The 23278-nt window shown below is 59.2% G+C and carries 21 protein-coding genes and 2 riboswitches; of the genes, 18 read left to right on the forward strand and 3 right to left on the reverse strand.

The annotated features are described in order from the left end of the window. The first annotated feature begins 29 nt into the window (after nt 1-29). Both cysI and EAV92_RS23510 read left to right on the forward strand, forming a co-directional pair. Nucleotides 30-1754, forward strand: coding sequence for an assimilatory sulfite reductase (NADPH) hemoprotein subunit (gene cysI, locus EAV92_RS23505; RefSeq protein WP_123043329.1), 1725 nt, complete (start codon nt 30-32; stop codon nt 1752-1754). A gap of 118 nt (nt 1755-1872) precedes the next feature. Then, nucleotides 1873-3309, forward strand: a complete 1437-nt coding sequence (locus EAV92_RS23510; protein ID WP_123043330.1) for an amidase — start codon at nt 1873-1875, stop codon at nt 3307-3309. On the opposite strand, the gene EAV92_RS23515 is transcribed toward EAV92_RS23510, so the two are convergent. Beyond that, nucleotides 3306-3518 (reverse strand): hypothetical protein, encoded by a 213-nt coding sequence (locus EAV92_RS23515; RefSeq protein WP_123043331.1) that lies wholly within the window; start codon nt 3516-3518, stop codon nt 3306-3308. The two genes, EAV92_RS23510 and EAV92_RS23515, sit on opposite strands and share 4 nt — an antisense overlap. A gap of 166 nt (nt 3519-3684) precedes the next feature. Here EAV92_RS23515 and EAV92_RS23520 point away from each other — a divergent pair, with 166 nt between their 5' ends. From EAV92_RS23520 to EAV92_RS23565, 10 genes are all read left to right on the forward strand, one after another. Next, entirely contained in the window at nt 3685-4668 is a 984-nt protein-coding gene (locus EAV92_RS23520; protein ID WP_123043332.1) for an aldo/keto reductase, read from the forward strand. Between the two features lie 131 nt (nt 4669-4799). After that, entirely contained in the window at nt 4800-5918 is a 1119-nt protein-coding gene (locus EAV92_RS23525; RefSeq protein ID WP_123043333.1) for an acyltransferase family protein, read from the forward strand. 22 nt (nt 5919-5940) lie between these two features. Continuing rightward, nucleotides 5941-7395: a nicotinate phosphoribosyltransferase gene (locus EAV92_RS23530; protein WP_123043334.1), complete on the forward strand. Its 1455-nt coding sequence runs from the start codon at nt 5941-5943 to the stop codon at nt 7393-7395. Nucleotides 7396-7694: 299 nt separating this feature from the next. Next, entirely contained in the window at nt 7695-8528 is an 834-nt protein-coding gene (locus tag EAV92_RS23535) for a sugar phosphate isomerase/epimerase family protein (protein ID WP_123043335.1), read from the forward strand. 84 nt (nt 8529-8612) lie between these two features. Continuing rightward, nucleotides 8613-10007 (forward strand): MDR family MFS transporter, encoded by a 1395-nt coding sequence (locus EAV92_RS23540; protein ID WP_241158372.1) that lies wholly within the window; start codon nt 8613-8615, stop codon nt 10005-10007. A gap of 127 nt (nt 10008-10134) precedes the next feature. Beyond that, entirely contained in the window at nt 10135-10620 is a 486-nt protein-coding gene (locus tag EAV92_RS23545; protein WP_123043336.1) for an RrF2 family transcriptional regulator, read from the forward strand. A 54-nt stretch (nt 10621-10674) separates the two neighbouring features. Then, the gene (locus EAV92_RS23550) at nt 10675-11595 is read left to right on the forward strand and encodes an NAD(P)/FAD-dependent oxidoreductase (RefSeq protein ID WP_123043337.1); all 921 of its coding nucleotides are present in this window, start codon (nt 10675-10677) and stop codon (nt 11593-11595) included. 128 nt (nt 11596-11723) lie between these two features. Next, nucleotides 11724-12767 (forward strand): LacI family DNA-binding transcriptional regulator, encoded by a 1044-nt coding sequence (locus tag EAV92_RS23555; RefSeq protein WP_123043338.1) that lies wholly within the window; start codon nt 11724-11726, stop codon nt 12765-12767. Next, nucleotides 12764-13429, forward strand: coding sequence for a ThuA domain-containing protein (locus EAV92_RS23560; RefSeq protein WP_123043339.1), 666 nt, complete (start codon nt 12764-12766; stop codon nt 13427-13429). The genes EAV92_RS23555 and EAV92_RS23560 overlap by 4 nt, the downstream gene beginning before the upstream one ends. A gap of 30 nt (nt 13430-13459) precedes the next feature. Next, nucleotides 13460-14560: a Gfo/Idh/MocA family protein gene (locus EAV92_RS23565; RefSeq protein WP_123043340.1), complete on the forward strand. Its 1101-nt coding sequence runs from the start codon at nt 13460-13462 to the stop codon at nt 14558-14560. Nucleotides 14561-14635: 75 nt separating this feature from the next. Here EAV92_RS23565 and EAV92_RS23570 read toward each other — a convergent pair whose 3' ends face one another. Then, complete coding sequence (locus EAV92_RS23570; RefSeq protein ID WP_123043341.1) at nt 14636-15664, reverse strand: HD-GYP domain-containing protein; 1029 nt, start codon at nt 15662-15664, stop codon at nt 14636-14638. 164 nt (nt 15665-15828) lie between these two features. Then, a riboswitch (cyclic di-GMP riboswitch) is annotated at nt 15829-15915 on the reverse strand. Nucleotides 15916-16055: 140 nt separating this feature from the next. Continuing rightward, nucleotides 16056-16099, forward strand: a riboswitch (PreQ1 riboswitch). A gap of 159 nt (nt 16100-16258) precedes the next feature. Between EAV92_RS23570 and queF the strand changes: the two genes are divergently transcribed. Then, nucleotides 16259-16762, forward strand: coding sequence for a preQ(1) synthase (gene queF / locus EAV92_RS23575; RefSeq protein WP_123043342.1), 504 nt, complete (start codon nt 16259-16261; stop codon nt 16760-16762). Nucleotides 16763-16777: 15 nt separating this feature from the next. Next, the gene (locus EAV92_RS23580) at nt 16778-17323 is read left to right on the forward strand and encodes a VUT family protein (protein WP_241158373.1); all 546 of its coding nucleotides are present in this window, start codon (nt 16778-16780) and stop codon (nt 17321-17323) included. A 51-nt stretch (nt 17324-17374) separates the two neighbouring features. Here the strand turns inward: EAV92_RS23580 and EAV92_RS23585 are convergent, their stop codons facing one another. After that, a complete protein-coding gene (locus EAV92_RS23585) occupies nt 17375-18601 on the reverse strand; it encodes a WD40/YVTN/BNR-like repeat-containing protein (protein ID WP_123043343.1) in 1227 nt (408 codons plus the stop codon). Nucleotides 18602-18837: 236 nt separating this feature from the next. Here EAV92_RS23585 and EAV92_RS23590 point away from each other — a divergent pair, with 236 nt between their 5' ends. The 4 genes from EAV92_RS23590 (at nt 18838) to EAV92_RS23605 (ending at nt 23160) form a co-directional block, all read left to right on the forward strand. Next, nucleotides 18838-19791, forward strand: a complete 954-nt coding sequence (locus EAV92_RS23590) for an ROK family protein (RefSeq protein WP_164472911.1) — start codon at nt 18838-18840, stop codon at nt 19789-19791. Nucleotides 19792-19942: 151 nt separating this feature from the next. Beyond that, a complete protein-coding gene (locus EAV92_RS23595; protein WP_241158374.1) occupies nt 19943-21181 on the forward strand; it encodes an MFS transporter in 1239 nt (412 codons plus the stop codon). A gap of 171 nt (nt 21182-21352) precedes the next feature. Then, a complete protein-coding gene (locus EAV92_RS23600; RefSeq protein WP_123043346.1) occupies nt 21353-22381 on the forward strand; it encodes a sugar-binding protein in 1029 nt (342 codons plus the stop codon). Beyond that, nucleotides 22369-23160: a class F sortase gene (locus EAV92_RS23605; RefSeq protein ID WP_123043347.1), complete on the forward strand. Its 792-nt coding sequence runs from the start codon at nt 22369-22371 to the stop codon at nt 23158-23160. Before EAV92_RS23600 ends, EAV92_RS23605 begins: the two co-directional genes overlap by 13 nt. Nucleotides 23161-23278: the final 118 nt, after the last annotated feature.

A 23278-nucleotide genomic window follows, 5' to 3' on the forward strand; every position in this document is an offset into this window, starting at 1 on the left:
TAGAAAGACCGCGAGAGGAGATTACCAGCATGTCGGAAAACCATTTGCTCTCCAAGAACAGCGCGCCGCACAGCGACGTCGAGGAGATCAAAAAACGCAGCAACTATTTGCGGGGCAGCTTGCTCGAGACCATGGAAGACCGGATCACCGCTTCGATTCCCGAAGACGATAACCGGCTCATGAAACACCACGGCAGTTACATGCAGGACGACCGGGACCTGAGAGGCGAACGCCAGAAGCAGAAGCTCGAGCCCGCCTACCAATTCATGCTCCGCGTCCGCGCGGCCGGCGGCGTCGTCACGCCCGCCCAATGGCTGATGATGGACAGCGTCGCGCAGAAGTACGCGAACGGCACGATCCGGCTGACGACGCGCCAATCGTTCCAGCTGCACGGCGTGCTGAAGTGGGACATGAAGAAAACGATCCGCGAAGTCAACGACGCCATGCTCAGCACGCTGGCCGCGTGCGGCGACGTCAACCGCAACGTCATGTGCAACCCGAACCCGTACCAGTCGGATGTGCACGGCGAAGTTTACGAGCTGGCAGGCAAGATCAGCAGCCATCTTGATCCCAAATCCCGCGCTTATTACGAAATTTGGCTGGACGAGGAGAAAGTGGCGGACAGCCGGGATTTCGACCGCGAGCAAGAGCCGATCTATGGGCCGGTTTACTTGCCTCGCAAGTTTAAAATCGGCATCGCCGTACCGCCTTCCAACGACGTCGACGTGTTTTCCCAGGACCTCGGTTTCATCGCGATCGTGGAAAACGGCCGCCTGGCCGGCTTTAACGTCAGCGTCGGCGGCGGCATGGGCATGACGCACGGCGATCCGAAGACGTACCCGCAGGTCGGCCAAGTGATCGGCTTCATTACGCCGGACCAGATCATCGACGTGGCGGAGAAAACGGTCACGATCCAACGCGACTACGGGGATCGTTCCGTGCGCAAGCACGCCCGTTTCAAGTATACGATCGACGACCGCGGCATCGATTGGTTCATCGGCGAACTGACCGAGCGTCTCAGCTGGAAGCTGCAGCCCGCTCGCCCGTTCCATTTCGATCATAATGGAGACCGCTATGGCTGGGTGAAGGGCAGCGACGGCAAATGGCATCTCACGCTGTTCATCCAGAACGGCCGCGTCAAGGACGAGGAAGGCTATCAACTGATGACGGGCCTCCGCGAAATCGCCAAGGTGCACGGCGGGGATTTCCGGCTGACGCCGAACCAGAACCTCATCATCGCGGGAGTCAAATCCCAGCAGAAGAAGAAAATCGAAGAACTGGTTCAGAAATACGGGCTGACGGACGGCGCGCATCTGACCGCCCTCGTCCGCAACTCGATGGCTTGCGTCGCGCTTCCGACTTGCGGACTGGCGATGGCGGAGTCGGAGCGCTATATGCCCGAGCTGCTGAACAAAATCACGCCGATCCTCGAAGAAAACGGTTTGAGCGAGACGGACATCGTCATCCGGATGACCGGCTGTCCGAACGGATGCGCGAGACCCGCGCTCGCGGAAATCGCGTTCATCGGCAAAGCGCCCGGACGGTATAACATGTATCTGGGCGGCGGTTTCGCCGGCGACCGATTGAACAAGATGTACAAGGAGAACATCGGAGAAGCGGAAATCCTGGATTCCCTGCGCCAACTCTTGGCCCACTATGCCAAAGAGCGGAATGCAGGCGAGCATTTCGGCGATTTCGCCATCCGGGCCGGTTACGTCAAGGAAGTCCGTTCCGGTCAAGAGTTCCACGCTTAAACGACAAAGGAGCGTATCCCGTCCAAGGGGTACGCTCCTTTTCGATTGGCGCGCTCGACGAAGGACTTGGGGAGTAGCATAATAAAGGCAGCGAAATCGCGAATGGAGGGCATCGATATTGGCATTTAACGTGGAAGAAGCGACGATACGGGGCATGCAGGCTGCGATGGCGGCGGGGGAAATCACTTCCCGGCAACTCACGGCGATGTATTTGGAGAGGATCGCGGAGCACGACAAATCCGGCATACGCCTCAATACCGTTTTGGAAATCAATCCGGACGCCTTGTACATAGCGGAAAATCTGGACATCGAGCGAGCGGAGGGCAAAGTGCGGGGCCATCTGCACGGGATTCCGGTGCTGCTGAAGGACAACATCGACACCGCCGACAAAATGCATACGAGCGCGGGTTCGCTCGCGCTGGCGAATTCGTTCGCGCAGCGGGACGCTTTCCTGGTGCGGCGTCTGCGGGAAGAGGGAGCCGTCATCCTGGGCAAAGCCAACATGACGGAATGGGCCAACTTCATGACGACGGGGATGCCCAGCGGCTACAGCTCGCGCGGCGGCCAAGTCTTGAATCCTTACGGCCCCGGAAAGCATACGCCGGGCGGCTCGAGCTCGGGCTCCGCATCCTCGGTCGCCGCGAATCTATGTGCCGTCGCGGTCGGCACGGAAACTTCGGGCTCCATCTTGCATCCCGCCTGCTACAACAGCATCGTCGGGATCAAACCGACGCTCGGCCTGATCAGCCGAACCGGCATCATCCCGATTACCTACACGCAGGATACGGCCGGGCCGTTCGGACGAACGGTCGAAGACGCGGCGATCCTGCTCGGGGCGCTCGCCGGCGAAGACGCCGAGGACGCCGCGACTCGGCCGTCGCGCGGACAAGCGCATCCCGACTACACGAAGTTTCTGGACCGTAAGGGATTGAAAGGCGCGCGAATCGGCATCAACCGCGGCTACCAAGGCGATTTCACGAAAGAAGAAAAGGAACTCGTCGATCGAGCCGTCGAGGTGCTGAGGCAGTGCGGGGCGGAAATCGTGGAAGATACCAACCTGCATCACGTGGCCGACCATTCCTCCGTTTTGCTGAACGAATTCAAGTCCGCGCTGAACCGGTATTTCGCGTTTTTGGGTCCCCATGCGCCGGTCAAATCGCTGCGCGACGTCATCGACTTCAATAACCGGAACCAGGAGAAAGCGCTGAAGTTCGGGCAAACCTGGATGCTGCGCGCTGAATACGAGACGTCCGGCACGATGACGGAACCGGAATATATCCGCGACAGGCTGAAGGATTGGCGGATGTCGAGGGAAGAGGGCATCGACAAGCTGATGGAGAAGCATAAGCTCGACGCCTTGTTCTGCCCGGGAGTCACCGACTCGCCTGCCGTGTCGGGGTATCCCGCGGTGATGGTCCCGGCCGGCTACCGCGAGGACGGCTTGCCGTTCGGCGTATCGTTCGCCGGCAAGCCGTATAGCGAACCCGCGCTGCTCCGTTTCGCCTACGCTTTCGAGCAGGCTTATCCGGTGCGGGTTCCTCCGAACTTGTCTTAGTGATCGGGAGCCGATCGGCGATCGAACCGGTCCAAGGATCGGGTCTTCACGAGCTCGAGGACGAGCATGCCCAAATCTTCGTAAGACATCTCCCGGATATGGGATTCGATTCGCTCATCTGCGATGTCCTCCGGGCGAAAAATTTCATGGATGATGTTCAGCACCGCTTCTACTCTCTCTTCGTGCTGAATCGGCGTGACGTTTCTCATTGGTTCGGACCCCTGTTGATCATATTCGGTTTGCCCGGATCGTTTCGCGTCTAATGGGGAATGATGGATGGCAAACCGTCGACGGCTCGATTCTAGCACGCTTGCCGGGTCAAGGTTTCATTCCTTAAAGGATTGTCATGTTTCTCATAAAACGGGAGGGACGAAGATGAAAAAAAGATTGCTAGGCGGAAAGCTGGAAGTGTCGGAGCTTGGGCTCGGCTGCATGGGGATGTCCGACTTTTACGCGGGCAGGGACGAGGAAGAAGCGATCCGCACGATCCATCGGGCGCTCGAACTCGGCGTGACGTTCTTCGACACGGCTGACATGTATGGCGTGGGGCGCAATGAAGAGCTGGTCGGCCGGGCGCTTACAGGCCGCCGCAACGAAGCCGTCATCGCCACGAAGTTCGGCAACGTGAGAAGCGAGGACGGCAAATTCCTCGGCGTGAACGGCCGGCCGGAATATGTCCGATCCGCTTGCGAGGCGAGCTTGCGTAGACTGGGTGTGGATCACATCGATCTCTATTACCAGCATCGCGTGGATCCCAATACCCCCATCGAGGAGACGGTGGGCGCCATGGCGGAGCTGGTGCGCGAGGGCAAGGTCCGGTATCTGGGCCTGTCCGAAGCGGCACCGGCCACGATCCGGCGCGCGCATGCCGTCCATCCCATCACCGCGCTGCAAACCGAGTATTCGCTTTGGAGCCGCGACGTGGAGGACGAGATTTTGCCGGCCTGCCGCGAGCTGGGCATCGGATTCGTGCCGTACAGTCCGCTCGGCCGGGGTTTCCTGACGGGGCAAATCCGAACGTTCGAGGACTTGGCGGAGGACGATTACCGCCGCTTTTCGCCGCGTTTTCAGGGGGAGAACTTCCAGAAAAACCTCGATCTCGTCGCAAGGATCGAGGACATCGCGAAGGAAAAGAGCTGCAAACCTTCCCAGCTGGCGCTGGCCTGGCTGCTGGCGCAAGGCGAGGATATCGCGCCGATTCCGGGGACCAAACGCCGCGCTTTGCTGGAGGAGAATGCGGCCGCCGCGGAAATCCGGCTGTCCAGGGAAGATCTCGCGAGAATCGACGAAGCGGCTCCCAAGGGAGCGGCTCACGGTACCCGGTATCCGGAAGCGAGCATGAAATCCGTCAATCTGTAAAAACCATACAGGATTTTCCTCCGCATATCGCATATAATCGAGTCATATCGGCCAATGGCCGATCCCGTACCGAACCCCGCTGAGCTTATCAGCGGGGTTCTTGGCGGGAGTGAGGCGGAGGAGACGGAACGTTGAAACAGAGGCTCGATTATTTGGACAATTTGCGGACGGCTTTGACGATGCTGGTGGTGGTGTTCCATACCTCCATCGCCTACGGGGCCGCCGGCTCTTGGATACTCGAAGACGTCGACAAAAGCGAAATGACGATCTCGGTCATCCTGCTGACGATTTTTACGGCGGTAAATCAGGCATACTTCATGGGACTGTTCTTTTTCCTGTCATCTTATTTCATTCCATCTTCTTACGATCGCAAGGGGCCCGTCCGCTTTTTGAAAGACAGGTTCGTACGGCTCGGCATTCCGCTAGCGTTCTATTATTTCGCGATCGGCCCGGTGACGGCGTGGTACGCACGGAATCGGACTGAAATGGGGCTCGGGGAGTATTACCGGAAATACGTTTGGAGCTTCGACAGTACTTTCTTCGGACCCGCGTGGTTTCTGGAGGCGTCGATTTATTTCGCGATTCTGTACGTTTTGTATCGTTTGATCGCGAGGAGGCCGGCGGAGGATCGGGCTCCGGTTCCGTTCCCGAGCACGCCCAAACTGCTGGTGGCAGCCGTTTTGCTTGGTCTGATCGCCTTCGCCGTCCGTCTCGCGTATCCGACGGGCACGGGGCCGCTCGAGCTTCAGCTGGGCTATTTTCCGTCTTATATCCTGTTGTTCATCGTGGGGATCGTCGCCTATCGAAACGGGTGGCTGTTCAACGTCCCGCCCCGCTTGCGCACCGTCTGGAAATGGATCGGCGTCGGCGCCATCCCCGTACTGCCCGTCGGGTTAATCGCCATGGGGGCGTTGGATACGGGAATATCCGTAGACGGCGGCGCGAATCCGCAAGCATTCTTGTACGCGATGTGGGAGCCGTTCGTGTGCATCGGCCTTGTCATCACGCTGATTACCTGGTTTCAGCGCAGATTCGCCGACGCGGGTCCTTTTCGAAAATGGCTTTCCGCCCACGCCTATACGGTGTTTCTGATCCACCCTCCCATCGTCGTCGGATGGACGATCGCGTTCCACGGCGTCGCGCTTCCTCCGATGGTCAAATGGGTGATCGTCTCGGTGCTGGCCGTCGCCGTTTGCTTCGGAGCCGCCGGGCTCATCCGGATGATTCCGGGCGCCAGGAAAATGTTATAAAAGTCCAAGGGAGGTTGTGAGGATGAACGACCGACATCATTTAACCCTGCATACGGACAAATACCAGATCAACATGATGTACGCCCACTGGGTTCAGGGCACGTTGAACCAGCGGGCCGTTTTCGAGGCCTATTTCCGCAAGCTTCCTTTCGGCAACGGGTATGCCGTATTCGCCGGCTTGGAGCGGATCGTCCGCTACATGCAGGAGCTTCGCTTCGAGGAAGAGGAAATCGCGTATTTGCGGACGCAAGAGGAGAATTACCGCGAGGAATTCCTTGAGGAGCTTCGGAACTTCCGCTTCACCGGCCAACTCGACATGGTGCCGGAGGGGACGATCGTTTTTCCGAACGAGCCGCTGATCCGGGTCGAAGCCCGCGTGTTCGAAGCGCAATTGATCGAGACGGCGATGCTGAACTTCATGAACTATCAGACGCTGATCGCCACCAAGGCGTCCCGGATCAAACGGGCGGCGCCGAACGATCTGCTGCTGGAATTCGGCACGAGGCGGGCGCAGGAAGCGGATGCCGCGTTGTGGGGAGCCAGAGCCGCCTATATCGCCGGCTTTCACGCCACTTCCAACCTGCGGGCCGGCATGCTGTTCGGCATCCCGGTCCAGGGGACGCATTCGCACGCCTGGGTGCAGGGCCATGACGACGAGGAAGACGCGTTCCGGCAATACGCCGAGGCGCTGCCGGATCAGGTGACGCTGCTGGTCGACACCTACGATACGCTCAGAAGCGGCGTTCCGAACGCGATCCGGGTCGCGAAGCTGCTCGAGGCTCAGGGCAAACGCATGATGGCCATCCGGATCGACAGCGGCGACCTGGCGTATTTGTCCCAGCGTTCCCGCGAGATGCTGGCCGAGGCGGGACTGCCTTACGTGCGGATCGTCGCTTCAGGCGATCTGGACGAGAACATCATTTTCGACCTGAAAGCCCAAAACGCGAAAGTCGACGTCTGGGGAGTCGGCACGCAGCTCATCACGGCGGCGGACCAACCGGCGCTCGGCGGCGTCTACAAGCTCGTCGCCCGGGAGAAGGACGGCCGCGAAGAGCCGGTCATCAAGCTGTCCGGCAATCCGGAGAAGGTCACGAACCCGGGGCGCAAGGAGCTGTACCGGCTCGTGAACCGGAAGACCGGCAAAGCGGAAGCGGGCTACTTGGCGATGACGGACGAGGACGATGTCCGGAACGGGGAGACGATCCGCGTGTTCGATCCGGTTCATCCGTACCTGTCCAAGCATCTGGACGATTACGAAGCCGTTCCGCTGCTGACGCCGATTTTCGCGGACGGCAAGCAGGTATATGAGCTGCCCTCTCTGGAGGAGATCCGCGCGTATCACGAGCGGCAGCTCGAGCTGTTCTGGCCGCAATACATGCGCAAGCTGAATCCGGAAGTGTTCCGCGTGTCGCTCAGCGAGAAGCTGTGGCAGCTGAAAGCGGATCTGATGAAGCAGCACCAGCAATTCGGCAAATAGCGGCTTCGGCCGCTATTTCGCGTGCAGGAGGGGTGCACGGGGAGTCTCTGCCGTAACCGGGTTTTTCCTTCTCCAACGTTATTTATTAGCGTTACAGAGACGAAGGATCGAACTTGTTCCGCTCCAGCGTTAATTTTTAACGTTGGAGTAGGATTTGTAGAAGTTTGAAGTGTTGCAACGCTACTTTTTAGCGCTGCAGCAAGAGAGGACGGGGTTTGCGGCGCTCCAGCGTTACTTTTTAACGTTAGCTATTCATGCGTACCTGTTCTGAAAGCCATCGTGATCAGGAGGGAAACGGAATGAGACTGGGAGGACAAGTGTATCCGGAACGGCAGGATCCGGAAAGCTGGGTGGACGCCGTTCGCAAAGCGGGATTCCGCGCGGCGGTGTGTCCCGTGAACCACGAAGCGGACGGAGCGCTCATCCGCGCTTACCGGGACGCGGCGGCCGCGAACGATATCTTCATCGCCGAGGTAGGCGCGTGGAGCAATCCGATCAGCGCGGATCCGGAAGTGCGGCGTCAGGCCATGGAGTATTGCGCGAAGCAGCTCGCCTTGGCGGAGGAGATTGGGGCCGGGTGCTGCGTCAATATCGCGGGGTCGCGAGGCGAACAGTGGGACGGGCCGCACCCGGACAATTTTTCGGACGAGACCTTCGATCTCATCGTGGAGACGGTGCGCGGCATCATCGACCAAGTGAACCCGTCCCGGACGTTCTTCACGCTGGAGACGATGCCTTGGACGTACCCCGATTCTGCGGACACCTATTTGGCGCTGCTCAGGGCCATCGACCGTCCGGCGTTCGCCGTCCATCTGGACCCGGTCAACATGATCTCCAGCCCCCGCACGTATTATCGGAACGGCGAGATGATCCGTGATTTCATTGCCAAGCTCGGGCCCTATATCAAGAACTGCCATGCGAAGGACATCAAGCTGGCCGGCAAACTGACCGTTCACTTGGACGAGGTGCTGCCCGGGACGGGCGCGCTCGATTACCGGACGTTTCTGACGGAGCTGGGCAAGCTGGGACCCGATACGCCGCTGATCATCGAACATCTCGCCACGGAGCAAGACTATGCCGCCGCAGCGGCTTTCATCCGCGGTACCGCATCCGAGCTGGGAATCTCCCTGTAAGACGGGATTGACAAGTTTTGGGGCGTTTCCGATAATGATTTAGCTTGCTTCGTATCTCCTTAATCGAAAGAAGGCGCACTTCCCATGACCCATACCAATGTCAAAATGGTTACCGCCGGCCTGCTCGCCGCGCTGTTCATCGGCGCGCTCGACGTTACCGTCGTGGCGACGGCCATGCCCAAAATTACCGAAGAGCTTCAGGGAATGAGCCTGATGAGCTGGGTATTCTCGATTTATACGCTGACGACGTGCGTCACCACGCCGATTTTCGGCAAACTGACCGACCTGTTCGGGCGCAAAATGGTGTTCGTCATCGGCATCGTCTTTTTCGTGCTCGGTTCGATCCTGTGCGGGATGGCCCAATCGATGACGGCGCTCGTGCTGTTCCGTGCCCTGCAAGGAATCGGCGCCGGCGCGTTGAACCCGGTCTGCTTCACGATCGTCGGGGACATTTTCCCCGGCGAGAAACGCGCGCGCATGATGGGCGTGTTCGGCTCCGTCTGGTCCATCGCCGGACTTCTCGGTCCTTTGGTCGGAGGTTATTTCGTCGATCAGGTGTCCTGGCGCTGGATTTTCTACATCAACGTGCCGATCGGTATCGTCGCCGCAGTTCTCGTCGTCGGGTTCCTGCACGAAAATTTCGAACGCAAAAAGAAGAAAATCGACTACCTCGGCGCCCTTACGTTTACGGTCGCGCTTTCCTCGCTCATGTACGCGTTGCTTAGCGGAGGAGGGGACCACCCTTGGGATTCCGGCCTTATCATTGGCTTGTTCGCCGTCGCGGTCATTTTCGCCGCCTTGTTCCTGCTCGTCGAGAAATACGCGGAAGAGCCGATGGTGCCGCTGTCGATTTTCAAAATCCGCGTCCTGAACGTGGTGAACGTCAGCGGGTTCCTCGCCTTCAGCGTCACGACCGGCGTCACGATTTACGCGCCGATCTGGATCCAGTCGGTGCTCGGCCATTCTGCGACCAATTCCGGCTTTACGGTCATGCCGATGTCGCTGGCTTGGCCGCTGGCCGCCACGATCGTCGGAAGAATCATGTACCGCGTCGGCATCAAAGCCTCGGTGGTGTTCGGATCGGTCGCCGTGGTCGCCGCAGGCGCATGGCTGACCGGGCTGAACGTCGATTCCCCGTACGCCTTCTGGGTCGGCATCATGATCATTTTCGGCTTCGGCATGGGGTTCGTGTCGACGCCTCAGACGGTCATCGTCCAGTCGGTCGTCGGCTGGGAAATGCGGGGCGTCGCCAACGCCTCGAACTCCTTGATGCGCTCGCTCGGGCAGACCGTGGGCGTGGCGATTTTCGGAACGATCTTCAACCACTACGTGACTTCCGATCCGGGAACGATCCCGGAGCTCACCGCGGGCATGCATGCGGTATTCGTGCTGCTGTTCGCGATTACGGCCGCCAATTTGCTCACGATGGCGTTCCTGCCCTCCCACGGCCGGATCATGGAGCAGCAGAAGTCCCGTTAATCGCAAAGACACCCAAACGGCGAATCTTCGGATTCGTCGTTTTATTTGGCATTGAACTTTGGATTGGAATCCTTTATTATGGACAATACAGGTCTACAATAAGGATGATCAAAAGCGAGGTGAAAACATGCAATTCTCCAAAAGTACGGATTATGCCCTCCACGCCTTGATTCATCTGGGACACTCGGAGCGTTCCAGCAACGTCGGGATCAAGGAATTATCCGGGGCGCTTAACGTTTCCGAGAGTTATTTATCCAAAATCATGTCCAAGCTGAGGCAGGATGGAATCGTACGTGCCGTTCCGGGAGTTAACGGGGGTTACGAACTTGCGAGGCCGGCCGATCAGATTACCTTTCTGGATGTCATTCAAGTGATTGAAGGAAGACAGCAGTTATTCGAGTGTTCCAATTCGAATTCGCGGCAGCATCGGTTGTTGGCGGAAGAAGGGGGTGCGCAAGGGGATCAGCAACGTCCGATCAAAAACGAATGTTTGGTGGAGAAGGTCATGAACGGCGCGGAACAGCATCTGTACCAATACTTGCAAGAACATACGATTCAGTCGGTTTTGAATGAGGCATCCCAGCGGTCGAACCGCGAGGTAAACAAGAAGTGACGCACTTCTTGTATTCTAAATATGGATATTATAGATCTATGGAGGTTGTGACTTATGGAGAATAAAGAACTTCTCGATGTGGCCATTATTGGCGGCGGACCGGCTGGATTGAACGCGGCCCTGGTGCTTGGGAGGGCAAAGAAAAAAGCGGCGGTGATCGATGCGGGCCGTCCCCGAAACGCCGTGACTCGCGAAGTTCACGGGTTTCTTACGCGCGACGGGATCAGTCCGAGCGAGTTTCGGCGAATTGCGAAGGAAGAGATCGGTGCCTATCCCTCCGTATCTTTCGCGGCGGATACGGCGGTGTCCATCGCGGGAGCCGACGGCCGGTTTCGAGTGGAGACGGAGCAAGGACAAACGTTCGCAAGCAAAAAAATATTGTTTACCGTCGGCATGAAGGATCGGCCGCTTGACGTTCCGGGACTTGCGGAGGTATACGGGAAGAGCGCTTTCGTCTGCCCGTATTGCGACGGCTGGGAATTAAGGGATCAGCCGCTTGTCATCATCCATAAAGGAACTGAGCTAATGCACTTTGCTCCCGTCATATCCGGATGGACGAACCGATTTACCGTCTGCACGAACGGACCTGATGAACTGACGGATGCCGAACGTGAGGAACTCCTGCTGAATGGAGTGCCTCTTTACGACTCGCCGATCCGGCACATCGACTCTAGCGAAGGGATCGTTCGTCAAGTCATCCTGGAAGACGGGACGACCGTTCCATGTAGGGGCATCTTTTTCAAACCGAATCTGGTTATAGGATCGGACTTGCCGCAGACGATCGGTTGCGAGATTTCGGAATTCGGGGAGATCGTCGTCGATGAATTCGGTAAAACGAACATTCCGGGTGTATACAGTGCCGGCGATGCAGCATCGCGAATGCATCAGGCCATCGCTGCGGCTTCAAGGGGGGCGTTTGTCGCCGCGGTCATCAACGGTGCACTGAATACAGAGGCTTGGAGAAGAAACGAATGATCGATTTCATGCTCCGAATGACTTTTTTTGTTCCCGAAAATTCGAAAACCCGTTGACTTCGAGCCGGTACAGGGGGATAATGTACGCGTGTACATTTTGCAAACCACAAGAAAGAGCGGAACGATCCGATGACTACACGCAAAGAGGTGGCCGAGCTCGCCGGCGTTTCGGAGGCGACGGTATCGCGCGTCCTGAACGGCGTCGGGCCGATGAAGGAATCGACCCGCAAACGTGTCCTCGAGGCGGCCGAACGCCTCGGGTACCACCTGAACGCCGTCGCGTCGAGCTTCGCGAGGGGAAGAAGCGGAAACCTCGGCGTCGTCATGCCGCACGTGCCCAAGGTCCACTTGTTTTCGACGTACTACTTCTCCGAGCTCTTGAGCGGAATCGGGGGAGCGGTTCATGAGCGCGGCTACGGCTTGCTGCTGCTGTTCCGGAATCCGGCGGAAGTCTACGACTACGTTTCGTTGTTCCGAACGCTGCGGGTCGATGGCGCGATCGTGCTCGGAGCCAGCTCCCTCCCGTCCGAGATGGCGGGAATCCGCGAGGCCGCGGCGGAAGGATTGCCTTGCTGCGTCATGGACCAGCACTTCGCAGATATCCGCATCGGCACGGTCGCCGCGGACCACGTGGAGGGCGCTTACCGCGCGGTGAAGCACCTGCTCGGCAAGGGCTACAGGCGAATCGGATTCCTGAACGGCTCGCCCCAGTATTCCAACAGCGCGGACCGGTTGACCGGATACCGCAAGGCGCTGGCGGAGGCGGGCATCGAGCCGGACGATTCCCTGCTGTATGCGGGGAACTACAGTTGGACGAGCGGCAACGCCGCGGCGGAGAAAATCTACGCGGACTTGGACCGGCTGGACGCCTTGTTCGTGTCCAACGACCGGATGGCGATCGGCCTCATGAAGGGCCTTCGCGACCGCGGGTGTTCGCTGCCCGAGGATCTCGCGATCGTCGCTTACGACGATTCCGATGCCGCCCGGTTCAGCGAGCCGCCGCTGACGACGGTTCACGTGCCGTTTTACGACATGGGCAAGCTCGCGGCGGAGCGGGTGTTGGATCGCATTCTAGATGCCGCGGAAGGTGAACAGGAACCGATTTGCGACGTGCTCGAGCCCAGGCTCGTGGTCCGGAAGTCGTGCGGGACAACGAAGGAGGATTCGTTTTGAAAAAAGCGCTTATCGTATGGGGCGGTTGGGACGGCCATCAACCGAGAGAGGTTGCGGGCATTTTCCAGGAACTGCTCGAGAAGGAAGGATTCGAAGTCGAAGTATCGGACACCCTGCAGGCTTTCGCCGACGGGGAGAAGCTGAAGGGCCTCGATCTCATCATTCCGGTATGGACGATGGATAAAATCGATCAGAAGCTCGTGGACAACGTGTCCCAAGCGGTGCAGTCCGGCGTGGGATTGGCGGGCTGCCACGGCGGCATGTGCGACGCGTTCCGCGAGAACGTGGACTGGCAGTTCATGACAGGCGGCCAATGGGTTGCTCATCCCGGCAATGACGGCGTGGAGTACACGGTCAACGTATCGAACAGCTCCAGCCCATTAGTGGAGGGACTCGAGGATTTCACCGTGCGGAGCGAGCAATATTACATGCACGTCGACCCTGCGGTCGAAGTGCTCGCGACGACGCGCTTTCCGGTCGTGCCGGGGCCGCATTCACTCAACAAAGCGGTCGACATGCCGGTGGTTTGGACGAAACGCTGGGGAGTCGGCCGGGTGTATTACAACTCGCTCGGCCATCAGGCGAACATCGTGGAAATGCCGCCGGTGCTGGAACTCATGCGGCGGGGATTTCTCTGGGCCGCGCAAGGCAAACAATCCTGATCGGGGATCAATGAAGGAGACGGGAACCTTATGGAGAAACTGAAAGTCGGCATTATCGGAACGGGCAACATCAGCGGCATTTATTTTCAGAACGGCAAACGATTCGAGTCGATGGAAGTCGTCGCCTGCGCGGACATCGACGTCGAACGCGCGAAAGCGAAAGCGGCCGAGCACGGCGTGCGCGGATGCTCGGTAGACGAGCTGCTGGCAGATCCGGAAGTCCAAATGGTCATCAACCTGACGATTCCGCAGGCGCATGCCTCGGTCTGCATGAAAGCCCTTGAAGCGGGCAAACACGTTTACGTCGAGAAGCCGCTCTCCGTTACCCGCGAGGAAGGCAAACAGCTGCTGGAGCTTGCCGAGCGCAAGGGACTTCGCGTCGGCTGCGCGCCGGACACGTTCCTCGGCGGCGGCATACAGACGAGCATCAAGCTGATCGAAGACGGCTGGATCGGCACGCCGATCGGCGCCACGGCCTTCATGACCAGCAGCGGCCCGGAAAGCTGGCACCCGGCTCCGGAGTTCTTCTACCAAATCGGCGGCGGCCCTATGTTCGACATGGGACCGTACTATTTGACGGCGATGGTCGCCATGCTCGGCCCCATCACCCGCGTCACCGGCTCTGCGCGGATCTCCCATGCGGAGCGGACGATCACGAGCCAGCCGAAATTCGGGCAAGTCGTGAAGGTTGAAACGCCGACGCACATCGCGGGCGTACTCGACTTCGCTTCCGGTCCGGTGGGCACGCTGCTCACCAGCTTCGACATCGCGGGCGGCTCCACGCTTCCGCGCATCGAAGTGTACGGCAGCCAAGGCACGCTGCTGGTGCCGGATCCGAACACGTTCGGCGGCCCTGTGTCCGTCTGGCGCGCGGGATCCCGCGAGTGGTCGCAGATTCCGCTCACCCACGGCAAAGCGGAGAACGCCCGCGGCGTCGGCGCGGCGGACATGGCCAAAGCCATCCTGACCGGCCGCAAGCACCGCGCGAACGGCGCGATGGCTAACCACGTGCTCGAGGCGATGCACGGCTTCCACGATGCATCGGCGCAAGGCAAGCATTACATCATGCAAAGCACCTGCGAGAAGCCGGCTCCGCTGCCGCTCGGACTGGGCGACCACGAGCTGGACTGAGCCGCTAATTTAAAAAAGCTCCTCCCTTGCCAACAGGCGAAGGAGGAGCTTTCCGTCTATAAGGCCGGTTGTCATCTAACCTACGATTTCCTTGATTTTGACGGAACCGTCTTTGCTCAGGTCGATGAACTCGTCGTCGAGCGAGACGAGGGGGCTCGTCGGATAGTTCGGATTGATGAGCAAGATCCGGCCTTTCCGTTCATCGGAGAGAATGACTTCGCTGCCGATCTGCGCGGCCATCAGCCCGTTCAGGAAGGTCAGGCCGATCGCCGAATCGAAGCGGCCTTGGATGATTTGCTTGTGGATCTCGTGGATGACTTCGTAGAAAGCATACGCCTCCCTGTAGGGGCGCGCCGAAGTCATCGCTACGTACACGTCGGCCAGGGCGATGATTTTGCTTAAGGGGTCGATCTCGCTCCCTTTAATCCCTTGAGGGTAACCGCTGCCGTCTTCCCGCTCATGATGCTGCAGGGCGACCCGGGCGATGCGGGGGTCCACTCCTGACTCCAGAAGAAGCTCGTATCCCAGCATAGCGTGCTCTTTCATGATCTCCCGCTCGCTGGGGAGCAGCCTCTCCGGTTTCTTGAGCAAATAGGAGGGGAGTTTGACCGAGCCGATATCGTAGAGGCTGGCCGCCGAATTGAGCAAGGAAAGCTCCTTCTGGTCGAGGTGCAGCCATTTGCCCAGCATGGCGGACATGACGACGACGCCGATGCTCTGCTTGTAGCGGTAATCCGCCATCGACTTGAGATCCGCGAAGAGTTGGAACAGGTTGCGTTTACGGGCGGCCTCCATGATGACCGGGAGCACTTTCTCCTCGAGTTCGAGCACCGGAACCGTTCCGTTGGCTTGCACGAAATGATCGATGTCCTGCAGCCGGGCAGCCGTTTTGTTGACCAGCTCCCTCACTTCCGCCTGATTGGCGGGACCCGTTTCGACTTCCTGGACGATGACGTCGAAAACGTCGACCTTGAAGTTGGCCATCAGCTCGATATGGTGCTCCGTTAAAACCGTGCCCTCTGGAATGAGCAGCAGCCCTTTGTTGTCCATGACGTGATGAAGAACGCGTTTGCCGCCCAGATGGGAATATTCGTCGTACCGCATGGCAGCCTCCTTGGGGTGTTGTGCCGTCAGACAGCCCACAAAGCCTTGGAGCAGCGAGAAAACGCTTACCTTTTGCCGCGTATCCGGGTATAAAAAAACATCCAACCTTCGCTCAAGAAGATAGGATGTTTTGTCGGGACAAAGAAGTAGGGGTCTCCCTATGCTTCGGCAACTCGGCCGCCATGGGGCTTTCGCCCGGTAGGCCCGTAGCTTTGCGTCCTTATCTTTCGATAAGTTTGCCTTTCTCGTGGTCAGGTCAGATTATAAGGTATTTTGGCATGGAAGTCCATACAAATAATGGGACCAGCGTCCCAGTCTAGTCAACGGCCCGGATCTGTGCTATCCTATCGGATGACAACTGAACAAGAAAATCCGGTTTCGCCTCGGCGATCCGGGAGAGGTTCGCGAACTCCCTCTATAAAAAACTATAGCAAGCGACCGCTTCAGCCGGCTCGCTCTTCGCTTTGTGCGCAGAGATTCGGCAGATAGACGATCGCTGTTTTTTTGGAGTTCCTTCGGATGCGAATCTCGTTCTTGTTCCCGGTCCCGGCTGCCGTACCTATGAGCCGAGGGAGACAAGGAGGAGATTTTTTTATGTCCCATGCAGGACGCGGCAAGGAAGAATTGCAGGATATCACGCTGCTTGGCAATCAAGGCACGAAATACCCGTTCAACTATGCGCCGGAAGTGCTCGAGTCGTTCGACAACAAGCATACGGGCCGGGATTACTTCGTGAAATTCAATTGTCCCGAGTTTACGAGCCTGTGCCCGATCACGGGCCAGCCCGACTTCGCGACGATCTACATCTCCTACATTCCGGACGTGAAAATGGTGGAGAGCAAGTCCCTGAAGCTCTACCTGTTCAGCTTTCGCAACCACGGGGATTTCCACGAGGATTGCATGAACATCATCATGAACGACCTCATCAAACTGATGGAGCCGCGCTACATCGAGGTATGGGGAAAATTCACCCCTAGAGGCGGCATTTCGATCGATCCTTATTGCAATTGGGGGCGCCCGGGCACGAAGTACGAAGAGATGGCTTTCCATCGTTTGATGAATCACGATATGTATCCCGAGAAAGTCGACAACCGTTAAGGAGGAGAAGAACGAATGTTGAAAACGGTGCTGGTTCTGCTGTATCTGCTGGCGATCGTGATGGCGAACGTCATTACGGCGAACAACGATCCTGTCCTGTGGGGCAAATTGATCATCCCGGCGGGCTCGTTCCTGATCGGGGCGACGTTCATTCTGAGAGACTTGGTGCAGAACACGATCGGACGCAAACTCACGTACGGCGCGATCGGAGCGGCGATGGTCCTGTCGGCGGTCTCGTCGTATTTGCTCGGCGATACGCTGTGGATCGTGGCGGCGTCCACGATCACGTTCTTGTTCTCGGAGACGGCCGATACGGAGATTTACTCCAGGCTGCGGCTTCCGATGTCGCTGAGGGTGCTGTACAGCGGTCTCGTCGGCGGCATGTTCGACAGCGTCATCTTCGTCGTCATCGGCTTGTCGCCGATCGGCGCGGGCTTCCTGCCGTGGGATTTGGTCGGCTACGCGATCGCGGGGCAGATCGTCGTCAAAGTCGGGATGCAATGCATCGGCGCGCTCATCGTGCAGCTCATGCCGAAGCCGCGCGTTACGGCGAAAGCTTGAGATTTCGGAAAAAAGCCTTCTTCCGGTTCGACGGAAGAAGGCTTTTTCGTTTTAGGCGGAGGGTTTGTCGAACGTATGAACGAGCTTCCAATTCGCGCCGCCGTCCGAAGTCACGTACATTTTCGAAGGTTCTTGGCCGTCCGTGTTGATCCACCAGACGTGATCGGCGTCCGCCGCGGCGATCTGTTGGACGTCGAAGCCGGAATACTCCGGCTTCAGGTTGACCCAGGTTTCGCCGCCGTCCGTCGTTTTGCCGAGCCGGTTCGGTTTGTCGCAAGCTTGGCATTGGCCGCCCATGAAGGCGACGTCCGGGCTCGCGACATACAGCGTGCCGGGGGAGTTTCCGCCGTTACGGGGCACCTTTTTCTCATCCATCGTGAAGCCCGGGGCCGGACCGGAGCCCGCGCCGGAGTTGGCGAGGACCGGCTGCCAGCTCTTGCCGCCGTCGCGGGTATGGAACAGCGAGTAGGAGGTTTGGGACATGCCCGAACCGCCCACCACTTCGACCCAGGCGTCGTTTTTGCCCGCCGACCGGATCACCGAATTCGTCGGCGGGACGTCGGAGTCTTTCGACAGTACGGTCGTCCACGTTTTGCCGCCGTCCGACGTCTTGCGGATCGAGAATCCGTGCTGCCCGTTCGTGACCGCCCATCCGTTCTTGGCGTCGTGGAAGTAGACGTCCCCGACCGTCTTGCCCGGCGTCGTCATAGGGGTCCAAGTTTTGCCGCCGTCGGTCGTATGGGCGTCGCCGCTGAACGCCTCGAGGTCCGATACGAAGTGGAAAAACGAGTCGTTCGGCACCGTTCCGCCATCTTCCCAGTGTTTGCCTCCGTCAGTTGTACGGACCAGCTTCACGCTCTTGTGATCCCCGCTGGCCAGCGATGCCCACGCTTTGTCCTTATTCAGGGCGAAAATCTGATGCACGACGTTCTGAGGCCGAAGCTGGATGCTCCAATGTGCGCCGCCGTCGGCCGTTCCGGCGATCCATCCGTCGCCGCCCGCCCAGCCGATCATCGGATTCGCCAGCCGGACCGCCGTGACCTTGCCCGTCTTCGTCGAATCGGTACCCGGATCCGCCGAATCGGCAGGCGGGCTGGCGGACGTTGGCGCGGCGGATGCCGATTCGTTCGGCGATGCGGCGGGCGACGCGGCCGGCGACGACACCGGTGAGCTGCCGGACGGCGAGGCTCCGTTGTTGCCGGCGGAACAGCCGGCGGCGCCGATTAGCAGAATCGAGCAAAGCAGCAGGAGGGTATGCGATCGTCTCAGTTTTCCCATGTTGGCCATCTCCTTTTTTCGATTACCTTTTAGACGGTGGAAAGTTCGATAAAGTTAAATTTTTATGATGCATTTCGCAGAGCCCGTTTATACGCCGGAAGGGGCAGATATGTATATTTCACCCTTTTTCTTCTGATTTTTTCCTTTACGCTGCCGGCGATTTCCGATTATGATCGATGGGACGAGATCGGACGGGAACAAGAGACCGTCCATTCGAAAGGGAGAGCGCGAAAATAATGGCAACGGAACGGGCATATGCCGGGATTGATTTGGGCGGGACGAAAATATTGGCGGTTATCGTGGACCCGGAAGGAACGGTGTTGGCTTCCGAAGAGCAGCCGACGCTCGCCGCCGAGGGACCGGAGAGCGTGATGGCGAGAATGGCGGACATGGTCCGGCGGCTGATCGCCGCCAGCGGCCGAGAAGTGTCGGCGCTGGGCGTGGCGACGGCGGGCACGCTCGATCCGGAAACGGGGACCGTTCTGTTCGCGGGGAATTTGGGGTGGACCCGCGTGCCGCTCGGGCAGACGCTGGAGCGCGAGCTTGGCCTGAAGGTACGGGTCGAAAACGACGCCAACGCCGCGGCTTACGGGGAGTGGAAAGCGGGAGCCGGCAGGGGCACGCGCCATTGCGTGTTCGTCACCGTCTCAACGGGCATCGGCGGGGGGTTGATTTGCGACGGCCGTTTGGTCCGGGGGCTCACGGCGAGCGCCGGAGAGATCGGGCATATCACGATCGATTGGAATGGACCGGTATGCGGCTGCGGCAACGTCGGCTGCATGGAACTGTATGCTTCCGGGACGGCTATCGGCAAGGCCGGCTCGGCGGCTGCCGCGGCGGATCCCGCCGCCGGACGCGCAATGCTGGATTTGGCGGGCGGCGAGGCTTCCCGCATCACGTCCCGGGAAGTGGCGGCTGCCGCGGCAGGCGGCGACCCGCTGGCTTCGAAGCTGCTGCGGGATGCCGGCAGGGCGCTCGGCGTCGGTCTGGCCAGCGTCGTTCATTTGGCCAATCCCGAGTTGATCATTCTGGGCGGAGGCGCATCCAAGATCGGAGCACCTCTGCTGCAGCCGATGGAAGAAGCGCTTCGGCGCCACGTGATCCCGTCGCTGGGCGAGAACGTGCGCATCGTGCCTCCGCAGCTGGGGGTTCCGGCGGGCGCGATCGGCGCGGCTTTGATTACGGAGTAAACCGTTGCCTGCGAAAGAGTAGGCGAGCGCCAGAACCGTCAGGATAATGTGGATTTCCGTAGCCAAAACCCGCCTAAATCGGCGGGTTTTTGCCTTGACGGGGCCGGGAACCGCTTCTAAACTGAGGGACATACATAAAGGGGGGACCCCATTGTCGTCAATCGCGGATTCTCGCAAAGCAACGCTCGTTACGGTTACCGTATTGCCGGTGCTGCTCGCCGTCAGTCTCGTTCACCTGCTGAACGATTCCATGCAGGCCGTCGTGCCCGCCATGTTCACCATTTTGGAAGAATCGCTGCACTTGACCTACACCCAGGTCGGCTGGATCCTGTTCGCGCTCAACATGACCTCTTCCGTCATGCAGCCCGTCGTCGGGTCCTATACCGACCGCCGGTCATCCCCCTATATGATGCCGTTCGGCATGGGATTGAGCCTGCTTGGAATGGTCGGCATCGCCTATGCTCCGAACTTCTGGTACGTGCTGCTGGCGGTCGTGTTCATCGGCCTGGGATCCGCCATATTCCATCCTGAAGGCTCGCGGATCGTCTATCTCGCGGCCGGAGGGCGGCGGGGTTTCGCCCAGTCCGTCTACCAAGTCGGGGGCAATGCGGGAAGTTCGCTGGCTCCGCTGATGACGGTGTACATTTTCGCCCCGCTCGGACAGATCGGCGCGGCTTGGGGGACGATTCTGGCTGCGCTGGCGATCGCGGTGCTGCTGGTCCTTGCGCCGTGGTACAAGAAGCGGTTGGCCGATTGGGAAGAACTCAAGGCGCAGCGCCGTGCCTCCTCGAAGCCGGGCGTTCTGCCGGGGCAGGAAACCAGCCATCCGCGCGTGAAATTCGCCATGGGATTGCTCATCTTCCTCGTGTTCGCGCGATCCTGGTACCATGCTTCGATCAGCAGCTTTTATCAGTTTTTCTTGAAAAACGATTATGGGCTGACGACCGAACAAGCGCAAATCCCGCTTTTCCTGTTCCTGGCGGCGGGCGTGGTCGGCACCTTCTTCGGAGGCGTCATGGCCGACCGGTTCGGCATGAAGAATACGATCGTCTTCTCGATCGCCGGGGGTGCTCCGCTCGCTCTCGCGCTTCCCTATTTGCCGCTGTTTTGGGTTTATCCGCTCATCACGGTGCTCGGATTCATCATTCTTTCGGGGTTCTCCGTCACCGTCGTCTACGCGCAATTCCTCATGCCTTCCAAAGTCGGCATGGCTTCCGGTTTGACCACGGGACTCGCGTTCGGCATGGGCGCGATCGGCGCCGTCGCCTTGGGTAAAGCATCCGACTTGTTCGGACTGACGGACGTCATGCGATTCTGCAGTTTTCTGCCGCTTGTTGGGTTGCTAGCCATACTGCTTCCTTCCGATCGGGAAACGCGCAAGGCGAGCTGACGATCTCTTTTTCCTTCGATAACCACCTGGATCCTAAGCGGGATCACGGGTGGTTATTTTTGTCAATCCTTTTTTCAAAAAAAATGGCGAATGTTGGTTTGAGTCACCGAGGACGAGGTGAAAAGAAGGAAGAAACACATCATTCCCTTAAATGGGACAGGAGGATGGAGTATGAAAAAGTGGGTTTCTGTGCTGCTTGGTGCCGTCGTCGCGTTCGCTACGCCCGTAAGCGCTTTTGCGACGGATAAGAATGACGACGCCAAATCTCAGGTCGTCCTGGCCGCCAAAGAGGACGCGACGATCTCGATCGACGGCAAAGTCGATCCGGTCTGGGCATTCGCGCTGCGTGCCCCGTTCGACGATGCGAAATCGGGACTGACCGGACACTACCGCCTGATGTGGGACGAGGATAATCTGTACGGTTTGGTGGAACTGCACGGAGCCGCCAAAGCTTGGAAGGACACTTACAAGCCGATCATGTTCTCTCTCTGGTTCAACGGCGACGACCAGAACGCCACGGTCAAATCGGACGGGTACCTCGTTCTGACTTGGCCGGACATGAAGGTGTACGACAACGGCCTGCATCTCGGATGGTTCAAGCCGGGCAAGCTCGTGAAGTCTTACGCCATCGTAGGCGACGACGTCGTGCTGGAGTTCAAGCTTCCTTGGGAAAACGCCAACGGCGTGAAGTTGAACAGCAACTCGACGTTCGGCCTGAATCTGGATTTCGTCCAGCTGCAAGCCGCGATCGACGCTAACGGCACGATCCAATTCCCGATCCTCACGGATGCCATCATCAATGCCAGCAAACCCACTGTATTCTCCGTCACTCCGATGAAATGGCTGGCCACGACGATCGGCGCAGGCGTTGATCTGCCGGGTACGGGCACGGGCGGCAGCACCGGCGGTAGCACGGGCGGCAACACTGGCGGCAACACGGGTGGAAGCACCGGCGGCGACACCGGCACGGGCAGCAACACCGGCGGCAGCACGGGTGGAAGCACGGGCGGAAGCACCGGCGGAAGCACCGGCGGCAGCACGGGTGGAAGCACCGGCGGCAGCACGGGTGGAAGCACCGGCGGCAGCACCGGCGGTAACACTGGCGGCGGCACGGCCGTCGGCGGCGTAACGGACGAAGGCGTCATTCCGGGCGGCATGCCGCAAACGGGCGGCGGCGGCGCGAGCGAGTGGACGGACTGAGCAACATGCGCAAACTCTTTCTGATTCCGATCGTATGCTCGCTGCTGATAGCCGGCTGCGGCGGGGAAAAGAAAGAGCCGCAAGCCAGCATCTCTACGGAGAGCGTCGAACCAGCGGCATCTCCGGCGGCCGAGACGGGGTCTGAGACCCCGTCCCTGCCGAGCTCGGATCCGGCAGCTTCCCCGTCCCAGTCTGCGTCCCCGTCTACGTCTGCATCTCCTTCTGCATCTGATTCTCCGTCTCCGTCCGTGTCTCCGTCAGCAAGCCCGTCCCAACCGGCGGCGAAGCCCCAGACAGAGCCCAAGGCGGAACAGACGGTCGAAGGAATCGTGCCGTCGGAAATCGATATCCCGGATATCGGAGTGGACGCGGACGTGATCTCCCTTGGTTTAACCAAGGACGGAGCCATGGACGTTCCCTCGGACGCGGACGATGTCGGTTGGTTTAAGCCGGGTTACCGTCCCGGCATCCCGGGGCACGCGGTCGTCGCGGGCCATGTGGATTCCAAAACGGGACCTGCCGTATTCTATAAGCTGAAAACGCTGAAGAAGGGCAGCAAAATCATTTTGCGGAGCAAGAAAGGCGAAGAGATGGTGTTCCGCGTCGTGGGCTCGGAGAAGTACCCTTACAACGACGCCCCGCTCGAGAAAATTTTCGGGCCTTCGGACAAGCCTCTGCTGAACCTGATTACTTGCACCGGCCTGTTCAGCCGTTCGAAAGGGACGCACCAGGAAAGGCTCGTTGTGACGGCCGAACTGGTTCCTCCATCGGCTGCCTGAACAAAGAAAGGGGCTGTCCCATGATGGGACGGCCTCTTTTCGCACTCTCCGAACTTTCAGCCGATCTTCAGCGGGGTTTCATCCCCATTTAAGCCTAGGAGTCCAAACTGTACCTTGT

Origin of the sequence: Cohnella candidum (assembly GCF_003713065.1) — a bacterium.
GTDB classification, from domain to species: domain Bacteria; phylum Bacillota; class Bacilli; order Paenibacillales; family Paenibacillaceae; genus Cohnella; species Cohnella candidum.